General features: G+C 41.4%; 21 protein-coding genes. 20 read left to right on the forward strand and 1 reads right to left on the reverse strand.

Features of this window, described 5'->3' with window-relative positions:
• Positions 1 to 339 precede the first annotated feature (339 nt).
• Genes NMM13_RS07725 through NMM13_RS07740 form a run of 4 tightly spaced genes read left to right on the forward strand, consistent with a single transcriptional unit; the run spans position 340 to position 3,100 of the window.
• Positions 340 to 543, forward strand: a complete 204-nt coding sequence (locus NMM13_RS07725) for a hypothetical protein (protein WP_003010127.1) — start codon at positions 340 to 342, stop codon at positions 541 to 543.
• Positions 536 to 1,522: an ATP-binding cassette domain-containing protein gene (locus NMM13_RS07730; protein ID WP_003010129.1), complete on the forward strand. Its 987-nt coding sequence runs from the start codon at positions 536 to 538 to the stop codon at positions 1,520 to 1,522. Before NMM13_RS07725 ends, NMM13_RS07730 begins: the two co-directional genes overlap by 8 nt.
• Positions 1,519 to 2,313: an ABC-2 family transporter protein gene (locus NMM13_RS07735; protein ID WP_003013825.1), complete on the forward strand. Its 795-nt coding sequence runs from the start codon at positions 1,519 to 1,521 to the stop codon at positions 2,311 to 2,313. The genes NMM13_RS07730 and NMM13_RS07735 overlap by 4 nt, the downstream gene beginning before the upstream one ends.
• Before the next feature lies 1 nt (position 2,314).
• A complete protein-coding gene (locus tag NMM13_RS07740; RefSeq protein ID WP_003013947.1) occupies positions 2,315 to 3,100 on the forward strand; it encodes an ABC transporter permease in 786 nt (261 codons plus the stop codon).
• Between the two features lie 798 nt (positions 3,101 to 3,898).
• Here NMM13_RS07740 and NMM13_RS07745 read toward each other — a convergent pair.
• Entirely contained in the window at positions 3,899 to 4,102 is a 204-nt protein-coding gene (locus tag NMM13_RS07745; RefSeq protein WP_049471982.1) for a CsbD family protein, read from the reverse strand.
• 317 nt (positions 4,103 to 4,419) lie between these two features.
• Here NMM13_RS07745 and NMM13_RS07750 point away from each other — a divergent pair, with 317 nt between their 5' ends.
• The 16 genes from NMM13_RS07750 (at position 4,420) to NMM13_RS07825 (ending at position 21,894) form a co-directional block, all read left to right on the forward strand.
• A complete protein-coding gene (locus NMM13_RS07750) occupies positions 4,420 to 5,010 on the forward strand; it encodes a rhomboid family intramembrane serine protease (RefSeq protein WP_254728391.1) in 591 nt (196 codons plus the stop codon).
• 143 nt (positions 5,011 to 5,153) lie between these two features.
• A complete protein-coding gene (locus NMM13_RS07755) occupies positions 5,154 to 6,275 on the forward strand; it encodes a VanZ family protein (protein ID WP_254728394.1) in 1,122 nt (373 codons plus the stop codon).
• Between the two features lie 235 nt (positions 6,276 to 6,510).
• Entirely contained in the window at positions 6,511 to 6,777 is a 267-nt protein-coding gene (locus tag NMM13_RS07760; RefSeq protein ID WP_003004214.1) for an ACT domain-containing protein, read from the forward strand.
• Positions 6,778 to 6,795: 18 nt separating this feature from the next.
• Positions 6,796 to 8,133: a PFL family protein gene (locus NMM13_RS07765; RefSeq protein WP_254728396.1), complete on the forward strand. Its 1,338-nt coding sequence runs from the start codon at positions 6,796 to 6,798 to the stop codon at positions 8,131 to 8,133.
• An 81-nt stretch (positions 8,134 to 8,214) separates the two neighbouring features.
• The gene (locus tag NMM13_RS07770; RefSeq protein WP_254728398.1) at positions 8,215 to 8,904 is read left to right on the forward strand and encodes a histidine phosphatase family protein; all 690 of its coding nucleotides are present in this window, start codon (positions 8,215 to 8,217) and stop codon (positions 8,902 to 8,904) included.
• A 123-nt stretch (positions 8,905 to 9,027) separates the two neighbouring features.
• Positions 9,028 to 9,729, forward strand: a complete 702-nt coding sequence (locus NMM13_RS07775) for a histidine phosphatase family protein (protein WP_254728399.1) — start codon at positions 9,028 to 9,030, stop codon at positions 9,727 to 9,729.
• A complete protein-coding gene (locus NMM13_RS07780; RefSeq protein ID WP_302849559.1) occupies positions 9,713 to 10,492 on the forward strand; it encodes a M15 family metallopeptidase in 780 nt (259 codons plus the stop codon). The genes NMM13_RS07775 and NMM13_RS07780 overlap by 17 nt, the downstream gene beginning before the upstream one ends.
• A 167-nt stretch (positions 10,493 to 10,659) precedes the next feature.
• Positions 10,660 to 11,694, forward strand: a complete 1,035-nt coding sequence (gene hrcA / locus NMM13_RS07785; RefSeq protein ID WP_003013962.1) for a heat-inducible transcriptional repressor HrcA — start codon at positions 10,660 to 10,662, stop codon at positions 11,692 to 11,694.
• 24 nt (positions 11,695 to 11,718) lie between these two features.
• Positions 11,719 to 12,243, forward strand: a complete 525-nt coding sequence (gene grpE, locus NMM13_RS07790) for a nucleotide exchange factor GrpE (RefSeq protein ID WP_301355021.1) — start codon at positions 11,719 to 11,721, stop codon at positions 12,241 to 12,243.
• Between the two features lie 239 nt (positions 12,244 to 12,482).
• Positions 12,483 to 14,306, forward strand: coding sequence for a molecular chaperone DnaK (gene dnaK / locus NMM13_RS07795; protein ID WP_013904674.1), 1,824 nt, complete (start codon positions 12,483 to 12,485; stop codon positions 14,304 to 14,306).
• Between the two features lie 23 nt (positions 14,307 to 14,329).
• Positions 14,330 to 14,548 (forward strand): hypothetical protein, encoded by a 219-nt coding sequence (locus NMM13_RS07800; protein WP_049518522.1) that lies wholly within the window; start codon positions 14,330 to 14,332, stop codon positions 14,546 to 14,548.
• Between the two features lie 270 nt (positions 14,549 to 14,818).
• On the forward strand, positions 14,819 to 15,952 hold the full coding sequence (dnaJ, locus tag NMM13_RS07805) for a molecular chaperone DnaJ (protein ID WP_003004734.1): 1,134 nt from the start codon (positions 14,819 to 14,821) through the stop codon (positions 15,950 to 15,952).
• A 161-nt stretch (positions 15,953 to 16,113) separates the two neighbouring features.
• Entirely contained in the window at positions 16,114 to 19,644 is a 3,531-nt protein-coding gene (locus NMM13_RS07810; protein WP_254728401.1) for a family 20 glycosylhydrolase, read from the forward strand.
• Positions 19,645 to 19,933: 289 nt separating this feature from the next.
• A complete protein-coding gene (truA, locus tag NMM13_RS07815) occupies positions 19,934 to 20,680 on the forward strand; it encodes a tRNA pseudouridine(38-40) synthase TruA (RefSeq protein ID WP_254728402.1) in 747 nt (248 codons plus the stop codon).
• A complete protein-coding gene (locus NMM13_RS07820) occupies positions 20,673 to 21,434 on the forward strand; it encodes a bifunctional hydroxymethylpyrimidine kinase/phosphomethylpyrimidine kinase (RefSeq protein ID WP_254728403.1) in 762 nt (253 codons plus the stop codon). Before truA ends, NMM13_RS07820 begins: the two co-directional genes overlap by 8 nt.
• On the forward strand, positions 21,424 to 21,894 hold the full coding sequence (locus tag NMM13_RS07825) for an ECF transporter S component (RefSeq protein ID WP_070674882.1): 471 nt from the start codon (positions 21,424 to 21,426) through the stop codon (positions 21,892 to 21,894). The genes NMM13_RS07820 and NMM13_RS07825 overlap by 11 nt, the downstream gene beginning before the upstream one ends.
• Positions 21,895 to 21,896 lie beyond the last annotated feature (2 nt).

Consider the following 21,896-nt stretch of genomic DNA (forward strand, 5'->3'; position numbering starts at 1 on the left):
GATAAAAATTTAAAGTTCGAATTTTAATTTTAAAAAAAGTAATTATTATTGAATATCTGTTCAAACATTTTTTCTTTTCTAAGGTTAATATAAGTATATATAGTTTAAAAAAGGAAGTCAAACATCTTGCTCATAGATTTTTGCATTTTTAAAAAATACATTTTGTCATATAATAATGTGGAAAATTGACGGATTCCTTAAATAATTATATAATATGAAAATGTAAACCCTTACATACTATTCTACTTATACTTGATAAAATGCAAGTTCTTGAGGATCTATAAATATACAGACACTCTTCTATTTATAAAGTGAAATAAAGAATCACGGAGAAAGTTTATGGATATTAAAGAGACATTCAACCAGCTAGACAATACAAAATTTAATGATTTCAATAATCGCCTTGAAGGTTTTGAGAAACTTTTTAAAGACAAATATTATTTTACCCATCCCGAAGATTTTAGCTCAATCTTTAGCATTTTGGTAAAGTATGGAAAAAGTACAAGTAAATATATTTTATCGAAAGGAGAGATATATGAGTGAAATAGTTATTAATGCTCAGAATTTATCTAAAAATTTTTATAATTTTGATTCAAGACTCCCATTTATCAAGAGATTTTTGAAACGTAATCAAATAACGATTCGAGCTGTTCAAGATATTAGTTTTACGATTAAGAGAGGGAGTATAGTTGGCTTTATTGGGAGTAATGGAGCTGGTAAATCCACAACGATTAAAATGTTGACTGGGACTCTTTATCCTAGTTCCGGAAAATTAGAAGTGAATGGAGAAATTCCATTTAAAAGAAGTATAAATTTTAGAAAAAAAATTTCAATAGTAGTAGGAAATAAATTACAGTTATTTCAAGATGTTTCGGCTATGGATTATTTTCAATTGATTGGTACTTTATATGAGGTAGAACCGGCGATTTTACAAGAACGAATTCAGGAATTAAGCAATTTGTTGAATGTAAAAGATCAGCTTTACCAGCAGGTCCGGACCCTCTCTCTTGGACAAAAAATGAAAATGGAGTTTATCGCGGCATCTTTAACAAGTCCGGAAATATTATTTTTAGACGAGCCTACTATAGGGTTAGATATACAGTCTAAAAAAGATATCAGAACATTTTTAAAGAAAATGAATGAAGAATGTCATACTACTATTATTTTAACGAGTCATGATATGGATGATATTTCGTCTGTTTGTGACGAATTAATCGTCATTGACAAAGGAAAAATTATTTTGCAGGAGTCAATGGATGTTATTTTATCTAAATTTTCTGATTTTAAATATTTAAAGATAAAAATGACATTAGATTTGGTACCAGAGTTATGCTCTGTTAAAGGAGTAGTAGTCATTTCTCAAACAAAATCGGAATGTATACTAAAAATACCTAGAGATTTTGTCTTTGAGACATTAGAATCAATCAATAAGCTTGTAGATATAGAAGATTTTGAAATATCAAATCTTTCTTTAGAAGAAATTATTTTACAAAACTATTTTACAAAAAAGGAGCACAATTGAAAAAAGAAATGTCTATTATTCTGATATCATTTCGATCTATTTTGAACTATAAATCAAGTGTACTATTGTTAATGTTACAGGCAAGTATACAAATTATGATATCAGTATTTTTATGGACGTATATATATCAGAGTAACCAGATAAATATAGCAGGATATGATTTTACCTCAATGGTTCAATACTATTTGGGGACTATAATTTTTTCATATTTTGTTTTTTATCCAGTTGATTGGGAAATCAATGACGATGTTCATTCAGGAAATTTTTTTAGCATATTAATAAAACCTGTTACTTTTTATAAGTATTATTTTTGTAAAATGCTTGGAGATAGGCTTGCTCATTTATTATTTATCATCATTCCTGTCATTTTATTCTCCAGTGTTTATTACAAGAATGAGTTATTAACCATTGAAATTCTTATTTTAGGAAGTATTGCAATTATTCTATCTATGGTTCTATGGTTTTTAATATCATGTTGTGTAGGTATGCTTTCTTTTTGGTTAGAAAATATATTTTTTGTCCTTACTGTTAAAGAAATAGTAATTCAGTTTTTATCAGGAATATTATTGCCTTTAAGTTTTTTTTCAAATAATTTTCGTCTGTTTTTAGATGTATTACCTTTTAAATACTTAGTATATGAACCGCTTCAGATGTTTAGTAATGATACATATAAATTAATAGACTATTTGAGAATTATTTGTATTCAATTGATTTGGTGCATCATTTTTTATATTATATCAAGATTCATATTGAGAAAAGGAGTGGAGCACTTCTCAAATGTGGGAGGATAAAATGTTTAGAATAAAAGTAATTTTTAGGCTACTTCATTTTGGTTTTAAATCTGATATGAATTTTCATTTTGACTTCTTTTGTGGTCTATTTTCGTCGATACTGTGGATTGGTTTACCTATTGTATTTTTTAGATTGATTTTCTTAAACATAGACTCTTTTAATGGTTGGGACTATTATCAAATTTTATTTTTGGTAGGTTCCTACACTATTGTAGATGGAGTTATGATGGGATTGTTAATTAGAAGTATGGGAATTTTAGAATCAGATATTTTGAGTGGTAACTTGGATCAAATTTTATTGAGGCCGTTTGATACTCAGTTGTTCTATATTTTTAGATCATTTAATTTAGTTCAATTCGTGAATACTTTTTTTGGTCTTGCGATCATTTTTATAAGTTATGGAAATTTAAATGTACATTTAAATTCATTAAAAATATTATTTTATATCCTTTCTTTAATGTGTGGTTGTATTATATATTATTCAATTTGGTTTCTAATAACGATTAGTTCATTTTGGTTCCCAACTAAATTTTCAAAAGTAGATGTATTTTTGAATTATATTGGAATTTCTAAGTATCCATATAATATTTTTACAGGTATTAACAGATTGATCACTATGTTATTTGTTCCCAATTTATTAATTGCCAATCCTGCAGTATTAATATTTTTAGGGAAAGATACATTGAACCTATTTTTCTATCAAATAGTTTTTACAGTTTTTTTGATTATTATCAGTCGTACAATTTTTAGAAAAGGATTGAAAAAATATGAAAGTGCAGGAAGATAAACAATGTTGTTCAGTTATATGTTTGACTAAAGGAAGTGATTCGCTGTACTTTGTTTTGTGGTCATTGAAACATCAGATAATTATAAACTATAATTTAAAGAATAGTATTATTAACTTATAGGTGCTAAGAAAAAATTTAAAGAAATTCCCTCATTCAATCAAACTTATTCATATTTTTTAAAATAAGAAAATAGTTGGATTTTGATGATGGTTGATATAAAGCTAAACTGAAAGTACCTGAAATCCAACTGTGTCAAACCAGGTCTTAAGAAAGCTCGTAAAGCTTCACAATTTAGTAAACGTTAATTCGAAAGAATTACAATATTTACAAAGAACACCTTTCGAGGTGTTCTTTTTATGTTTTCATACTAAATTGTGGCAGTTGACGTAGTTGTTGTGGCTTTAGCCACTTACAAATACGGCTGCAATTCGACGAAGTCAATTGCCTCTAAACGTTAATTCGTTGCTGGAAAGCAGAATACAAACGAAAACACTTTGCATCTTGCAAGGTGTTTTTTTGTATGAGAACTGGCGGTGCGCAATTAGGATAGCTCTAGCGACTTTAGTCGCGTAGAGATATGCTATGCATAGTTGCCCCAAGAAAACAAGCGTAGCGATGTTTGATTGGATGGCAACCACTGCACTCAAAATGTTAATTCGAAAGAATTACTATACTTACAAAGAGCACCCTTCGGGGTGTTCTTTTTGTATAACTGAATTTGAAGCAAATAAAACCCACCCTATCTTTCACAGTCAAATGTGACTGTAGAAAATAGAGTAGGTCTAGGATGTTAAAGACTATTTGTCGTCTTTATGAAAGATATTTTTAACGCCCTTGATAGCTCCTTCAACAGCTTCTTTTGCATCTTCAGCAACTTCTTTTGCTTTTGAAGCAACTTTTTCAGCAGTGCCTTCAGCTTCTGTTTTTGTATCGCCGGTTAATTTACCAAGGCCTTCTTTAACAGAACCTTTTGCTTGGTTCAATTTTTCTTCTAATGACATAGCGTCACCTCCATGAAGTTAGTAGTTTTTTCTCTGAATACAATACTGTTGATTTAAAAAAATAAAAAATATTTGTCTCAGATTAGAATGAGTATATTCTTTTTAAAATAGAAAGTCAAATTTTTGCTACGGCTAAAAAACAGGATCGCTTTCCGGTCACGAATAATGATCGACTAATAGGTCACGATATTTCGTTTTTCCAGCAAAGATTTGAAACGAAAGAAGCAAAAAACTTTTCTGTCTCCATTGAATTACATGGTATAATGGTCGTGAATGGAGACATCGTAACGCTGTTTTTTGAAAAAGAGAAGATAAATATGAAAAGAATCCTTATAACCTATCCTGTTATCAGTACTTTAGCTCTAATCTGTTTGCTGCTCGGTCTATTGACTTCCTTTTATGGGGATGCTATGTATGATCTATTGGCCTTTCATTCAAAGCCGGTGTATGGTTGGCAATATGTCAGCGGGACCCTGATGCACGGTAGTAAAGGAGCCCCTATCTGGTTTTTATGGGTCCATTTGATTTTAAATGGACTCATGATCCTTCCTTTTGGAGGACTGCTAGAAAGAAAAAGAGGCTCTAGACAAGTCTTGATCGTTTTTATGACGGCGACAGTCCTCTCTTCCATCGTTTTTCACCTCTTAACCCAGGAGCAGGACATTCAAGCAACAGGGATATCTGCTGTCGGATACGCCTTTGTGACCGGAGGGGTTATGATCCTGCCAAACGTGTGGAAAGAGTTCTCACGCACCGTAAAATGGTTTTATCTATTTTTAATTTTTCTATCTGGTCTCATGCTCTTACCAGTAATCACCGGATGGATCTCAACGCTATTGCATCTTTCAGGGATTGTGAGTTATCTATTGGTCTTTATCGGAAGTACTATCTTGAAGGGGAGAAGCTAACTATTAAGACGGCTCCTCAGTAAGGTTTTCATCGTACTTCCTTGACTCTTCCTCTACCAGGCCGTATAATATTCTATATCAATGAAAAATCACCTTTTGTCATTGTGCAAAGGGTGATTTTATAACGAAAAAAAGGAGACACAATGGGGTATATCTCTACTATTAAAACGGCGGTTCAGCTCTTCCCTTTCCTGGCATTTTTGCTGACCTTGCCCTACATGATTTTGAATTATCGAAAATATGGTTCGGTCAATAAATTGCGGGTGCTGATTTTCTATTCTTTTATGCTTTACTTGATGACGGTCTATCTGCTGGTGATTTTGCCTCTGCCGGATCCAAGTAAGATTCATACTAGCTACTCGGAAATGGTCAATCTCCATCCCTTTGCTTTTGTGGTGGATTATTTCAAGGAGAGCCCCTTTGATTTAGCGCAGACTGGTACTTGGATTCAAGCCCTTAAGCATCCGACTTTTTATGTGCCCGCCTTTAATGTCCTGATGTTGATTCCTTTTGGGATGTATCTTCGCTATTATTTCAAGTGTGGTTTTAAGAAAACGATCCTTCTGACAGCCTTCTTTAGTCTCTTTTTGGAGCTGACCCAGTTGTCAGGTCTCTACTTTCTGTATCCAGGTCCTTACCGCCTAGCAGATGTCGATGATATTATTCAAAATACCACTGGTGGTGGAGTGGGCTATCTGCTCGGTTGGTTCCTGGTTTGGTTATTGCCGACACGAGACGAAATTGACGAGCATTCTTTCCGAGTAGGAACCAGAGTATCTGGTTTCCGGATGGGTCTTGCCTTCTTGATCGACTTTGTGATGGTATCTATTCTATACGCATTGATTGGGCGTTTAGGGACGATTCCTTATGTGGCGGTTTTAGCGGTTTACTTTAGCTTGCTTCCTTTGTGGCGGGGCAAAACCTTGGGAATGGCTTTGTTAAAATTTCGCCTGCATTTTGAAAAGCAAAAATGGCTTCGCACCATCTGGCGGGGGATCCTAGTAGTCGGCTATTTCTATCTGATTCCTCAGGGATTGTTCTATTTGATTTCGTTCTTGAACAGCGATTTGACGGATAATTCCCTCTTAACCCTATCCATAATTTTATTGCTCTTCTTTGCACTTTTATTGTATTTGATTCTGACTCTTGCCATCGTCTTACTTAATCGTCGCTTTCCGTTTGACCGTTTAGCTGAAGCTGAGTATGAGAGTACGGTACGCGTGAAGAAAGAGATCTTAAAGGATGAAACTGAATCGTCAAAATAGAGAGAGTGGGACAGAAATCGGTCATTCGTTAGAATTCGATTTCGTCGTCCCACCTCCGCACAGTTGAGTAGGGCTGTAAAAGCTGATGAAATCAGCGTAGTATAGCCCACTCAACCACTGCGTCTTGCTCGACAATCCAAAAACAATTAAAATATCCGAACATTCTCAGTTGAGAAGGGCGATTTTAAGGGGAATGTGCTACAATGGAAGCAAATAGATAGAATGGAGCAGTGAAATGAAAGCAATTATTACAGTCGTTGGAAAAGACCAAAAAGGAATCGTAGCCGGTGTCGCAACGAAAGTGGCAGAATTGGGACTCAATATCGACGATATCTCTCAAACGGTATTGGATGAATACTTTACCATGATGGCGGTCGTATCATCGGATGAGAAAAAAGATTTCACGCAGCTTCGTTCAGAGTTGGAAGAATTCGGTCAGTCTCTTCATGTCAAAATCAATATCCAAAGCGCAGCAATTTTTGATGCCATGCACAATTTGTAAGATAGGGGTTGGGAATTTATGGACATTAGACAGGTAACAGAAACCATTGCCATGATTGAGGAGCAGAACTTTGATGTTCGGACCATCACCATGGGGATCTCCCTTCTAGATTGTATTGATCCAGATATCGATAAGGCAGCAGAAAAAGTCTACAATAAGATTGTGACAAAGGCCAAAGATTTGGTGGCTGTTGGAGATGAGATTGCGGCAGAACTGGGTATTCCTATTGTCAACAAGCGGGTTTCGGTCACTCCGATTTCTATTATCGGGGCAGCAACCAATGCGACAGATTATGTGCCCTTTGCCAAGGCATTGGATCGTGCGGCTAAAGAGATCGGAATTAACTTTATCGGTGGCTTCTCAGCCCTGGTTCAAAAAGGCTACCAAAAAGGGGATGAAATTCTCATCAATTCTATTCCTCGTGCCCTAGCAGAGACGGACTTTGTCTGCTCTTCAGTCAATATTGGATCGACTAAGACAGGGATCAATATGACAGCGGTTAGAGATATGGGCCGCATCATTAAAGAAGCATCGGAAGCAGATCCAATGGGGCCTGGTAAGCTCGTGGTCTTTGCCAATGCGGTAGAAGATAATCCCTTTATGGCGGGAGCCTTCCACGGTGTCGGTGAAGCGGATGTCGTCATCAACGTTGGGGTTTCCGGACCTGGTGTCGTCCAACGGGCGATTGAAAAAGTTCCTGGTGCAAGCTTTGATGTCTTGGCTGAAACAGTTAAGAAGACAGCCTTCAAGATTACCCGTGTCGGACAATTAGTGGGTCAAATGGCTAGTGAACGTCTCGGTGTGGAGTTTGGAATTGTAGACTTGTCTCTCGCGCCAACACCAGCTGTTGGGGATTCGGTTGCCCGTGTCCTTGAAGCCATGGGGCTTGAAGTAGTAGGAACCCATGGAACTACAGCAGCGCTAGCTCTGCTCAATGACCAAGTGAAAAAAGGTGGTATCATGGCTTGTAACCAAGTCGGTGGGTTGTCAGGGGCCTTCATTCCGGTCTCAGAAGATGAAGGGATGATTGCAGCGGTTCAATCGGGTCATATCAACCTGGAAAAATTGGAAGCCATGACGGCTATCTGTTCCGTCGGTCTGGATATGATTGCTATCCCAGCTGATACTCCAGCTACGACCATTGCGGCCATGATCGCAGATGAAGCTGCTATCGGGGTAATCAACCAAAAGACAACAGCGGTTCGCATCATTCCTTATGGCAAGGAAGGCGATATGTTAGAGCTTGGAGGACTTCTTGGGTCTGCTCCGGTAATGAAGGTCAACAAGGCTTCGTCAGCTGATTTCATTGCCCGTGGTGGTCAAATTCCGGCTCCGGTTCATAGCTTTAAAAACTAAGAGAAATCTAGTATAATAGTAGAAAATAGAAAAGTCTGTGATGATGAAACTCCAGACTTTTTTCTTGCAAAAGGAGACAAGATGGCTAAAACAAGATTATTTGTGATTCGTCATGGGAGAACCATGTTTAATACCATTGGCCGTGCTCAAGGCTGGTCTGATACACCCTTGACAGCAGAAGGAGAAAAAGGCATTGAGGCTCTAGGGATCGGCTTGCGTGAGTCTGGTTTGGACTTTACCCGAGCCTATTCCAGTGATTCAGGTCGTGCCATTCAGACCATGGGGATCATACTTGATCAATTGGGTTTAAAAGAAAAAATTCCTTATCGCTTTGACAAGCGGATTCGCGAGTGGTGTTTCGGAAGCTTTGATGGAGCCTACGGTGGTGAGCTCTTTCATGGTGTCGTGCCGCGTGTGCTAGATGTAGAAGATTATAAGACCTTGACCTTGGAAGACTTGGCCAATGGCATCTGCCAAGTGGACACAGCGAATTGGGCTGAACCTTGGGAAGTTTTGAAAGGCCGAATCTTAGAAGGTTTTGAAGCTATTGCCAAAGAAGTAGAAGAAAATGGAGGAGGCAATGCCTTGGTGGTCAGCCATAGTTGGACCATTCAGACCTTGGTCTGCCTAATTGAAGGAAAACCAAATCTCAATCTGCCTCTTTCAAATGGTAGTGTTACCCTTGTAGAATATGAAGATGGCGCATTGACGGTTAATGTGTTTGGAGATAGCAGTTACCGTGAAGTCGGTGAAGGCTTGCAAGAATCCTAGTCCGTCGTAAAAGGCTGACCTTTTGGTCATAGCCTTTTCTTTCTCTCAAAACTTGTAAGAGCTTTCCTACTTTCTTTTTACAAAAAATGATATAATGAAAGAGATACATACGGAGGTAATACAATGACAAAAACCAGATTATATATTGCTCGTCATGGAAAAACCATGTTTAATACCATTGGGCGAGCACAGGGCTGGTCAGACACTCCGCTGACAGAAGCAGGAGAGCGTGGGATTAGAGAATTAGGGCTTGGCCTTAAGGAAGCAGGTCTTTCTTTTAAAGAGGCTGTTTCGAGTGATTCTGGTCGAACTATTCAAACCATGGGAATTGTTCTTCAAGAGCTTGGTTTGACAGGTCAGATTCCTTATCGCTATGATAAACGCATTCGCGAGTGGTGTTTTGGTAGCTTCGACGGTGCCTATGATGGCGAGCTCTTTATGGGGGTTTTACCCCGTGTTTTTAAGGTCGAGGATTTTCATCAGTTGAGCTTGATGGAGTTGGCAGAAGGGATCGTTGAAGTCGACACCACTGGTTGGGCTGAATCTTGGGGTGCCTTGAGTGGTCGGATCAAAGAAGGGTTTGAAGCCATCGCAAAAGAGGTGGAAGCAACTGGCGGTGGAAATGCGATTGTTGTCAGCCACGGCATGACCATTACGACCTTGATTTATCTCATTGATCCGAAAGCAGTCGAAGAATTGGTCTTGGACAACGGAAGTGTAACGGTTTTGGCCTATGAGGATGGTGCCTTTCATATTGAAAAGATTGGAGATCTGTCCTATCGTAAGGTTGGAGCAAAACTCTTAGAGGATGGCCATGACAAATAAGTATAGACGCGCAAGAAAAAAACGTAAGAAACGGTGGCCCTACCTATTGAGTTTCTTTCTTCTTGTGGCCCTTGGATCAGGAATTGGTGCTTACTTGGCTAAACCAAGCTTGTTTTCAGGGCTTCAGTTTTGGAAGGCAAAAAAAACAGCTGTAACGACTCCCTCTTCCTCTAAGAAAAAGAAAGAAAAATCAGATTTACCAGCTGTTTCGGCAAAAGACTGGCAGTTGATCTTGGTCAATCGTGACAATGTGAAGCCAGAGTTGAACCCACAATTGACAGATGTGGATGCTATCAAAGTGGATAGTCGGATTGTAGAGCCAACTCGTCAATTTCTAGAGGCGGCTCGAAAAATTGCCCCAGAAGAAACTTTGATATCGGGTTATCGAAGCGTAGCGGAACAAACAGAGCTCTATAATGAGCGTGTTGCGCAATTAGAGGCCAGTGGTCTTTCACACGAAGAAGCTGAAAAGCAGGTGCAGACCCAGGTACAGTTCCCTGGTGCTAGTGAACACCAGACGGGGCTTGCGATCGATATGAGTGTCGAAGCTGGTCAAAGTGATGAGTTGGGCTTGCAGCTGGCTGCCATCGCACCGCAATATGGCTTTGTCCTTCGCTACCCAGATGGGAAGAGCAACATCACGGGTGTGAATTTTGAGAATTGGCATTTCCGTTATGTTGGCGTAGAAAACGCCCAGTATATGGCCAAACATCAGCTAGTATTGGAAGAATATATTCAACTATTGAAAAAGGCTGGAAAATAGGAGGAGATTCACTTCTCTAGGTCTTCAGAATGGTTTTTAGCACTCTTGAAAAAAGAGTGCTAATTTTTTGGATTTTTTTCTTGACTTTCTTTTGAGAGGGTGTATAATAGAATCATGGTTTAGCACTTGAGTGTTTAGAGTGCTAAATACGAAAGAGAGGTGAGGTCATGGTTACAGAACGTCAAAATGAGATTCTAAATCTTGTCGTCGATATCTTTACCAAGACCCGCGAACCAGTCGGTTCAAAAGCACTGCAAGATGTCATTCAATCCAGTAGTGCGACGATCCGAAACGACATGGCTGCCCTCGAAAAACAAGGCTTACTAGAAAAGGCTCACACTTCGAGTGGTCGAATGCCCAGCCGAGCTGGTTTTCAATATTTTGTTCAGAACTCGCTGGATCTAGAGTTGATTGATGAGCAAGATGTCTACCAGGTGGTAAAAGCCTTCGATTTCGAAGCCTTTAAGTTAGACGATATCTTGGATGCTACGGCTAAGTTATTGGCCCAGATGACGGGCTACACCGCAGTCATTCAGGATGTTGAGCCGACGCGGCAGCGCTTGACTGGTTTTGAGATTGTTCCCTTATCCAACCACGATGCTTTAGCGGTTCTGACCTTGGATGAATCAAAGCCTGTCACTGTACAATTTGCCATTCCAAAGAATTTCTTAACCAGTGATTTGGAAATTTTCCATCAGCTGGTTCAAGAACGTTTCATTGGAAATACAGTCTTGGATATCCACTACCGCTTGCGGACAGAGATTCCACAGATAGTACAGCGCTATTTTAAGACGACAGACAATGTCTTGGATCTGTTTGATTATGTCTTCTCGCAACTGTTTCAAGAACTGGTCTTTGTAGAAGGAAAGGTTTCATCCTTAACCTACGCCGATCTTCAGACCTATCAGTTCTTAGATAACCCCCAACACGTAGCTCTGGAGTTGCGAGGGGGGATGCCAGAAGACCAAATGACCCAGATCCTGGTTGCAGAATCCCAAGAGAAGGCCTTGAAAAATGTGACGGTCATTAGCCACAAGTTCCTGGTTCCTTATCGTGGGATGGCCCTCATGCATGTGATCGGTCCCGTAGAGATGGACTACAGGCGTGTGATAAGCCTGGTCAATGTTATCGGACGGGTATTAGTCATGAAGTTGACGGACTACTACCGTTACCTCAACAGCAACCATTATGAAGTAAATTAAGACCAAATGAAAGGGGTGTATGCCTTGACAGAAGATATCAAAAAAGAAGACGTGAAAGAAGAGGAAGTTGCCCAAACAACTGAAGAAGTTGTAGAGGAAAGCAACCAACCTTCTGAGTTAGAAGAAGCACAAGCGCGTGCCGAGGAATTTGAAAACAAGTACCTTCGTGCTCATGCAGAAATGCAAAACATTCAGCGCCGTGCTAATGAAGAACGTCAACAATTACAAAAATACCGTAGCCAAGATTTGGCAAAAGCGATCTTACCATCACTTGACAACCTCGAACGTGCCCTTGCCGTCGAAGGATTGACAGATGATGTGAAGAAGGGCTTGGAAATGGTCCAAGAAAGTTTGGTACATGCTCTGAAAGAAGAAGGAATCGAAGAAATTCCAGCAGATGGAGCCTTTGACCATAACTACCACATGGCCATCCAAACCTTACCTGCAGATGACGAGCATCCAGCAGACACCATCGCACAAGTCTTCCAAAAAGGCTACAAACTCCATGACCGCATCCTTCGCCCAGCCATGGTAGTGGTTTATAACTAGGCTGCCTTGTCCGAAACGACACTAAACTATGAAAGAAAGATAAGACGCAAGCCGGAGGCTTGCAAGGAAGATATTTCCCGCCGTGGTGAAAGTTTCAGTAGCTTGTGCTACTGAAACAGGGGATTTTTGAGACAGTAGGCTCAAAAATAAGTGATGAAATCCCGAAGGGAGTTGCTCACGTCCCCACCACTTAAGGGAAATATCAAAAAAAGAAGAAAAATCAACAAGGAGAAAAACATATGTCTAAAATTATCGGTATTGACTTAGGTACAACAAACTCAGCAGTAGCGGTTCTTGAAGGAACTGAATCAAAAATTATCGCAAACCCAGAAGGAAACCGCACAACTCCATCTGTTGTGTCATTCAAAAACGGTGAAATCATCGTTGGTGACGCTGCAAAACGTCAAGCAGTCACAAACCCAGATACCATCATCTCTATCAAATCTAAGATGGGGACTTCTGAAAAAGTTTCTGCTAACGGTAAAGAATACACACCACAAGAAATTTCAGCTATGATTCTTCAATACTTGAAAGGTTATGCTGAAGATTACCTTGGTGAAAAAGTAACGAAAGCTGTTATCACAGTTCCTGCTTACTTCAACGATGCACAACGTCAAGCAACTAAAGACGCTGGTAAAATCGCTGGTCTTGAAGTAGAACGTATTGTCAACGAACCAACAGCAGCAGCCCTTGCTTATGGTTTGGATAAGACTGATAAAGAAGAAAAAATCTTGGTATTCGACCTTGGTGGTGGTACATTCGACGTATCTATCCTTGAATTGGGTGATGGTGTCTTTGACGTATTGGCAACTGCAGGGGATAACAAACTCGGTGGTGACGACTTTGACCAAAAAATCATCGACTACATGGTTGAAGAATTCAAGAAAGAAAATGGTATCGACTTGTCAACAGACAAGATGGCGCTTCAACGTTTGAAAGACGCAGCTGAAAAAGCGAAGAAAGACCTTTCTGGTGTGACTTCAACACAAATCAGCTTGCCGTTCATCACTGCAGGCGCTGCTGGTCCTCTTCACTTGGAAATGACCTTGACTCGTGCGAAATTCGATGATTTGACTCGTGACCTTGTAGAACGTACGAAAACTCCAGTTCGCCAAGCCCTTTCAGATGCAGGTTTGAGCTTGTCAGATATCGACGAAGTCATCCTTGTAGGTGGTTCAACTCGTATCCCTGCCGTTGTAGAAGCAGTTAAGGCTGAAACTGGTAAAGAACCAAATAAATCAGTAAACCCTGATGAAGTTGTGGCTATGGGTGCTGCCATCCAAGGTGGTGTGATCACTGGTGACGTGAAAGACGTTGTCCTTCTTGACGTAACTCCATTGTCACTTGGTATCGAAACAATGGGTGGAGTCTTCACAAAACTCATCGACCGTAACACAACAATTCCAACATCTAAATCACAAGTCTTCTCAACTGCAGCAGACAACCAACCAGCCGTTGATATCCACGTTCTTCAAGGAGAACGCCCAATGGCAGCAGATAACAAGACTCTTGGACGCTTCCAATTGACAGATATCCCAGCTGCACCTCGTGGTATCCCACAAATCGAAGTTACATTTGACATCGATAAGAACGGTATCGTATCTGTTAAGGCGAAAGATCTTGGAACTCAAAAAGAACAAACAATTGTTATCCAATCAAACTCAGGTTTGACAGACGAAGAAATCGATCGCATGATGAAAGATGCAGAAGCAAACGCTGAAGCAGATAAGAAACGTAAAGAAGAAGTTGACCTTCGTAACGAAGTAGACCAAGCTATCTTTGCGACTGAAAAGACCATCAAAGAAACTGAAGGCAAAGGCTTTGATGCAGAACGTGACGCAGCTCAAGCAGGACTTGATGATCTTAAGAAAGCTCAAGAATCAGGTAACCTTGAAGAAATGAAAGCAAAACTTGAAGCCTTGAACGAAAAAGCACAAGCATTGGCTGTTAAACTCTACGAACAAGCCGCAGCAGCGCAACAAGCCCAAGCAGGAGCAGAAGGTGCACAAGCAACAGGAAACGCAGGCGATGATGTCGTAGACGGAGAGTTTACTGAGAAGTAAAATAATTTATAGGAGGGTAGTTTATGTCAACTATTTACACTACTAATGAGTGGAAGGGACACGGGAAGAGTTACTACTGGAATGAATATCGTTTAGAAGGCGATACAGTTGTAAAATATAAGTGTTCTCGTAGTAAATTTTTTGATGGTGATGAAAATGTCTGGAGTGAGGATGAATATGAGGTTGAATCTTGGAGCCTTGATGATGATTCTATGCCAGATTGGTTGAGGAACTATCTATAAATTTTTTAACAGAGGTTGTAACCCAGCCTCTGTTTTTCGGTAAAAAGAGAATAAACCTGATTGATGTAGGGTTTGTTTCACAATAACAATGGAAAGGAACAAAGAGTGTTCGGAGAATTGAACTCGAGCTCTGAAGTTTCTTACTCAATATGAAAGAAAGGAACTGAACCCGACCTAAATTCTCGGAAAAAAGATAAATCTGTCTAGGAGCATCGCTCCTACGTCAGATTTCCTATTTTTCAGTCGAATTTTACGGTCTTGGTATCTTAAATGAACAATACTGAATTTTATGACCGTTTGGGCGTTTCAAAGAATGCATCTCAAGATGAAATCAAGAAAGCCTATCGGAAATTATCTAAAAAATATCACCCTGATATCAACAAGGAGCCTGGTGCTGAGGAAAAGTACAAGGAAGTTCAAGAAGCTTATGAGACTTTGAGCGACGAACAAAAGCGGGCTGCTTATGACCAATACGGTGCTGCGGGGGCTAATGGTGGCTTCGGTGGCGGAGCAGGTGGATTTGGTGGCTTTGATGGTGCTGGTTTTGGTGGCTTTGAAGACATCTTCTCTAGCTTCTTTGGTGGTGGTGCAAGTCGCAATCCAAATGCGCCTCGTCAAGGGGATGACCTCCAATACCGCGTCAATCTCAAGTTTGAAGAAGCGATTTTTGGTGCGGAAAAAGAAGTCAAGTACCATCGGGAAGCTAGCTGTCATACCTGTCATGGTTCTGGGGCTAAGCCAGGGACTAGTCCGGTGACCTGTGGACGCTGTCATGGTTCTGGGGTTATCAATGTGGATACGCAAACCCCTCTTGGGATGATGCGCCGTCAAGTGACCTGTGACGTCTGTCATGGACGTGGTCAAGAAATCAAAGATCCATGTACGACTTGTCGTGGAACAGGTCATGAAAAACAAGCCCATAGCGTGAACGTCAAGATTCCTGCAGGAGTTGAAACAGGTCAACAAATCCGCTTAGCTGGTCAAGGAGAAGCTGGCTTTAACGGTGGACCTTATGGTGACTTGTATGTTGTTGTCAATGTTGAGCCGAGCGATCGCTTCGAACGAGATGGCTCAACCATCTACTACAAGTTAGACTTGAACTTTGTCCAAGCAGCTCTTGGAGATACGGTTCATGTGCCAACCGTTCACGGAGATGTCGATTTGGTCATTCCTGAAGGAACCCAAACCGGTAAGAAATTCCGCCTCCGTGGGAAAGGGGCTCCAAGCTTACGTGGTGGTGCTATGGGGGATCAATATGTATCTGTCAATGTCGTCACCCCAACTGGTTTAAATGACAAGCAAAAAGAAGCCCTTCAAGCCTTTGCGGAAGCAAGTGATTTGAAGGTCAACCCAAAGAAAAAAGGGTTCTTTGATAAGGTCAAAGATGCTTTAGATGATTTATAAAAATGAACGAGTTTCCTTTTGACTAAGGGGCTCGTTTTATTTTGGATCGAATCCAAGAACTTCCTCTCCTAATTAAAGAATAATGAGGACCCTCATTGAATTTATTAAGATATCGTGGTAAATTTAAGAAAACGATTACAAAGACAATTTAGGAGGTCCTGATGAAATCACATCAACCACGTTATGCGATTCGCAAGTATGCAGTAGGAGCTGCTTCGGTGCTCATAGGATTTTTTGCTGGCGCGCATGTTGTAGCTGCAGATACGTCGAGCGTTACAGACAGTCCTTCAACGACAGTTCCAACTCAGCCAAGCGAGGGTGAGTCAACGATTTCTCTTAATGAGGAAGCTTCTCAGCCAACAGTAGAAAAACCAACGGCTCCTGCCCCAATCGTCGATCAAAGTCAACCGACACTGCCTGATCGTGAATTGCGGGTATCAGATCTTGACCGTTTGATTCGCGAAGAAGCAAGTTCTGTCGCAGAGTCGGATGTGGCAGCTCAACCAGCGACGGAAACGCCTGCTAAAGATCTTGATCAGGAAGAAAAATTAGCCAAGAAAAAGATTGTTTCGATCGATGCCGGTCGCAAGTACTTCTCACCAGACCAAATCAAGGAAATCATTAATGAAGCTAGTAAGACGGGCTATACAGACTTGCATCTCTTAGTGGGAAATGACGGCTTGCGCTTTGTGCTGGATGATATGTCTTTGAAAGTGGGAGATACTTCTTATTCTAGCCAAGCCGTGACAGATGCGGTTGAAAAAGGGACAAAAGCTTATTACGATGATCCGAACGGGACAGCCTTGACCCAGGCTCAAATGGATGATATTTTGGCCTACGCCAAATCGAAGAAAGTAGGCGTCATCCCAACCATAAATAGTCCAGGTCACATGGATGCGATTCTGACAGCCATGGAACAATTGGGGATCGAAAACCCTCACTTTAATTATTTTGGTACAAAGAAATCAGCTCGGACCGTTGATTTGGACAACCAAAAAGCCTTAGACTTTACCAAGGCTTTGGTAGACAAGTATGCGGCTTATTTCAGCGGCAAGACCGAAATCTTTAACATCGGTTTGGATGAATATGCCAACGATGCCACAGATGCCCATGGTTGGCAGGTTCTACAAGCCAGCAAGAATTGGCCAGGTGAAGGCTATCCAGAAAAAGGCTATGAAAAATTCATCCAATATGCTAATGATCTAGCAGCTATTGTGAAAAAACACAAGATGAAACCAATGGCCTTTAATGACGGAATCTACTACAATGGCGATACTTCCTATGGCACTTTTGACAAGGATATCATTGTCTCCTACTGGACAGGTGGCTGGAACGGCTATGATGTCGCTTCTTCAAAACTCTTGTCCGAACTAGGTCATCAGATTCTTAATACCAATGATGCTTGGTATTATGTGCTTGGACGGGACAAGGCTGGATCTGGTTGGTACAACCTCGATCAAGGTCTCGAAGGAATTTCCAAGTCAGCGATTGATGTAGTTCAAAAAAATGATGGAGCGAAGGTACCTTTCATTGGTGGTATGGTAGCTGCCTGGGCAGATACGCCATCCGCAACCTACAAAAAAGACCTTCTCTTTAAGCTCATGCATGCCTTCGCGGACAAGAATGCGGACTATTTTGTAGCAGATCCTGAAGTGGTCGAAAAAGCTCTTTCGGAAGCTCCAACTGATTTGGACCACTATACACCGGAATCTCTAGTAGCCTTTACGGCAGCTAAAAAAGCTTTAGAAGGGGCAGGAGCAAACACCACTCGAGCAGAGGCCAAAACCTTGATCGACAATCTCAAAGCAGCTCAAGGTGCTTTGGTGTATACAGAAAGCTACGCGAAAGAAGTTGCAGCAAAAGAAGCGGAAGAAAAACTTGCCATGAAGAAGGTCATCTCGATCGATGCAGGTCGCAAATACTTCTCGCTGGATCAGTTGAAACGGATCGTAGATAAGGCCAGTGAGCTGGGTTATTCTGACTTGCACCTCCTTGTCGGAAACGATGGTATGCGCTTTGTCCTCGATGATATGACGGTGGAAGCCAATGGCAAAACCTATGCCAGTGATGATGTGAAAAAGGCCATTTTAGAAGGCACCAAGGCCTATTACGATGATCCAAATGGTCAAGCCTTGACCCAAGCAGAAATGGATGAACTCCATGCTTATGCTACTGCTAAAGGAATCGGCTTGATTGCGGCAGTCAATAGTCCTGGCCACATGGATGCTTTGTTGGTTGCCATGGAAAAATTGGGCATTGAAAATCCACAAGCCAGCTTTGATACGGTTTCAAAAACAACCATGGATTTGACCAATGAAGCAGCAGTCAACTTTACCAAAGCCTTGATTGGCAAGTACATGGACTACTTCAAAGACAAGTCTAAGATCTTTAACTACGGAACAGATGAATATGCCAATGACGCTACCAGTGCGCAAGGCTGGTACTACCTCAAGTGGTATGACCTCTATGGTAAATTTGCGGAGTATTCCAATAGTCTTGCAGCTATGGCGCGTGAAAAAGGCTTGCAGCCAATGGCCTTTAACGATGGCTTCTATTATGGAGATGAAGATGATGTTGCCTTTGACAAGGACGTCTTGATTTCATACTGGTCTAAAGGATGGTGGGGCTATAACCTCGCATCTCCACAGTATTTGGCAGATAAGGGGTATAAATTCCTTAATACCAACGGAGACTGGTACTATGTTTTGGGAAGAACACCTGAAACGGGTGGTGGTTATATTGAAAAAGCGATTGCCAATGCAGCTGCTACTCCATTTAGACAACTCCCAAGTACAACATATCCAGAAACATCTTTGCCGATGGTCGGTAGCATGGTAGCTGTTTGGTGTGATACCCCAAGTGAAGAATACATCGAAAAAAATGTCTTTGATCTAATGGAAGCTTTTGCCAACCACAACAAGGACTATTTCAAGGCGGACTTCACTGCTCTTAGAAAAGCAGTTGCTACGGTGCCAACAGATCTAGACATATACACACCAGAATCTCGCGCAGCTCTTGCGAAAGTCTTAGATAGCTTGAATTGGAATGTGAGCCGTGCTCATCAAGATCAGGTGAACCAAGAAGTGGCCGCTCTGACCCAAGCCCTTGCGGGGCTTAAGCCAATTACGCAAGTAGGTAGCTTGGCTGAAAATGATGTCAAAGCCCTAGTGGAAGATAAACCAAGTCTTGAAATCGTGGAGAAAGAACTTGATTTTGACCTTGTGGAACGCACCAATCCAGATCTCGCTAAAGGAGAACGCAAAGTGATCCAGGCTGGGGTTAAAGGGCAAGGTCTTGAGTATGTAGAGGTTTCGGCGCTTGATCAAAGTCGAAAAGTAATCGCTACAGAAGTTGCTAAAGAGCCAGTTGCAGAAATTGTTGAAGTCGGTACCAAAGAAATTGTGATCCCAACAAGCCCTTCAGTAGAAGCGCCAGTGAAACCAGACGTGCTTGTAAACAAAATGGTTTCAGATCCTTCAACACCTCAAGTGATCTCAAAGAATCAACCAGTAGCACCAGTAAATATCCCAACGCCAATTCCAGCAGTTGTGGAAAAAGAGGTTCGTTCAGAAACAGTAAACTCTAACAAGCAACTCCCAGAAACAGGAGTGGAATCTGCTCTGGGACTCGCTTTACTAGGAGCGATCTTAGGAGCAGCAGGAATGGACTTGAAAAATAAAAAAAGAGACTAAGACCTAGTAGATTTGTAACAGGTCGAAGTTCGGAGAGTGGGACAGAAATCGGTAATTCGTTAGAATTCGATTTCGTCGTCCCACCTCCGCACAGTTGAGTAGGGCTGTAAAAGCTGATGAAATCAGCGTAGTAGAGCCCACTCAACCACTGCGTCTTGCTCGACAATCCAAAAATAATTGAGAGGCTAGGACTTTTGTCCCAGCCTCTTTTTGTGCTTGCAAAACTGTACCCGGACAGTTTGGGTTTTTCACTCTTGTAACCCCTTCTATATCCTGTTAAAATAAAACCATGACACGATACAAAGCAACCATTTCATATGACGGGACCTTGTTTGCAGGGTTTCAACGTCAACCGCATGCCCGCAGTGTGCAAGAAGAAATCGAGAAGACCTTGACGCGCCTCAATCAAGGAAGCTCTATCACCGTTCATGGAGCGGGTCGGACGGATGCAGGCGTCCATGCCCTTGGGCAGGTGATTCATTTTGATCTCCCCCAAGCGCGGGATGAGGAGAAGCTCCGCTTTGCTCTGGATACCCAGACCCCAGAGGATATTGATTTCATCCGGGTGGAGCAAGTAGCAGATGACTTTCACTCACGCTACAAGAAGCACAGCAAAACCTATGAATTCATCGTGGATTATGGTCGTCCCAAGAACCCCATGATGCGCCACTATGCGACCCACTACCCCTATCCTTTGGATGTGGAAAAGATGCAAGTAGCCATCCAAAAGTTGGAGGGAACCCATGATTTCACCGGTTTCACCGCTTCAGGAACCAGTGTGGAAGACAAGGTTCGTACAATTACAGAGACTCGCTTGGTTGAGGATACGGCAAATCATCGTCTTGTCTTTACCTTTTCGGGCAATGGCTTTCTCTACAAGCAAATCCGCAATATGGTGGGAACTTTGTTGAAGATTGGAAATGATCGGATGCCGATCGAGCAGATCGATCTGATTTTGGAAAAGAAGGACCGCAATCTAGCAGGTCCTACAGCAGCGCCAAATGGCTTATATTTAAAGGAGATCCGTTATGAGTAATGAATTGATTCTAGCTATTTCAGGAAATGATATTTTTAGTGGGGGAGGTCTTCATGCAGACCTTGCTACCTATACGACTAACAAACAGCATGGCTTTGTAGCGGTGACTTGTTTGACCGCTATGACGGAGCACGGTTTTGAAGTGATTCCGGTGGATCCGACGACCTTTGCTCAACAGCTCAACTCTCTCAAGGATGTTCCTTTTTCTGCTATTAAACTCGGCCTTTTGCCAAATGTTGAAGTGGCAGACTTAGCCTTGGACTATGTCAAAGCCCATGCGGAGATTCCTGTGGTACTAGATCCTGTCTTGGTCTGCAAGGAAAGTCATGATGTAGAAGTTTCAGCTCTTCGAGACGAATTGATTAAGTTCTTCCCTTATGTGACCATCATCACGCCAAACTTACCAGAAGCTGAGATCTTGACCCAAAGCAAGATTCAATCGCTCGACGATATGAAGGCGGCAGCGCGCAAGCTCCACGAATTAGGAGCAACGACTGTCGTGGTCAAAGGAGGCAATCGTCTCAATAAAGAAAAGGCCATCGATGTCTTTTATGATGGGACAGACTTCACCGTCATTGAAGAGCCAGTCTTAGAAAAGAACAATACAGGAGCTGGTTGTACCTTTGCGTCTAGCATTTCCAGCCAGTTGGTGCAAGGGAAATCTCCACTTGAAGCTGTTAAAGCCTCTAAAGACTTTGTTTTCCAAGCGATTCAACATTCAGACCAGTATGGAGTAGTACAGTATGACATCTAATCGAACTCAACTCATTGCCCGCCTCTCTATTTTGACATCCTTGACAGTTGTACTTGGCTACTATACCAAACTTCCAACTCCTACAGGGATCGTCACCCTGCTAGATCTTGGTGCCTATTTCACAGCCTTCTATTTTGGGCGCAAGGAAGGTGCTATTGTAGGTGGTGTCGGAGCCTTCTTATTGGATCTGATTTCAGGATATCCTCAGTGGATGTTCTTTAGCCTCCTCTTTCACGGGGGACAAGGTTACTTCGCTGGCTTCAAGGGCAAAGCTCGTTACCTAGGCTTGCTTCTTGCGACAGTCGTCATGGTAGGCGGTTACGCACTAGCTTCTGCTCTCTTTTTAGGCAATGGCTGGGGAGCTGCTATCTCGGATATTCCGAATAACCTCGCTCAGAATTTTGTTGGAATGGCTTTAGGCTATGTGGTCTATTATGCATTTCAAAAGAAAGGAAGCTAATT

It is taken from the genome of Streptococcus sp. CF8_St5-11, assembly GCF_024295625.1.
Classification (GTDB): Bacteria; Bacillota; Bacilli; order Lactobacillales; family Streptococcaceae; genus Streptococcus.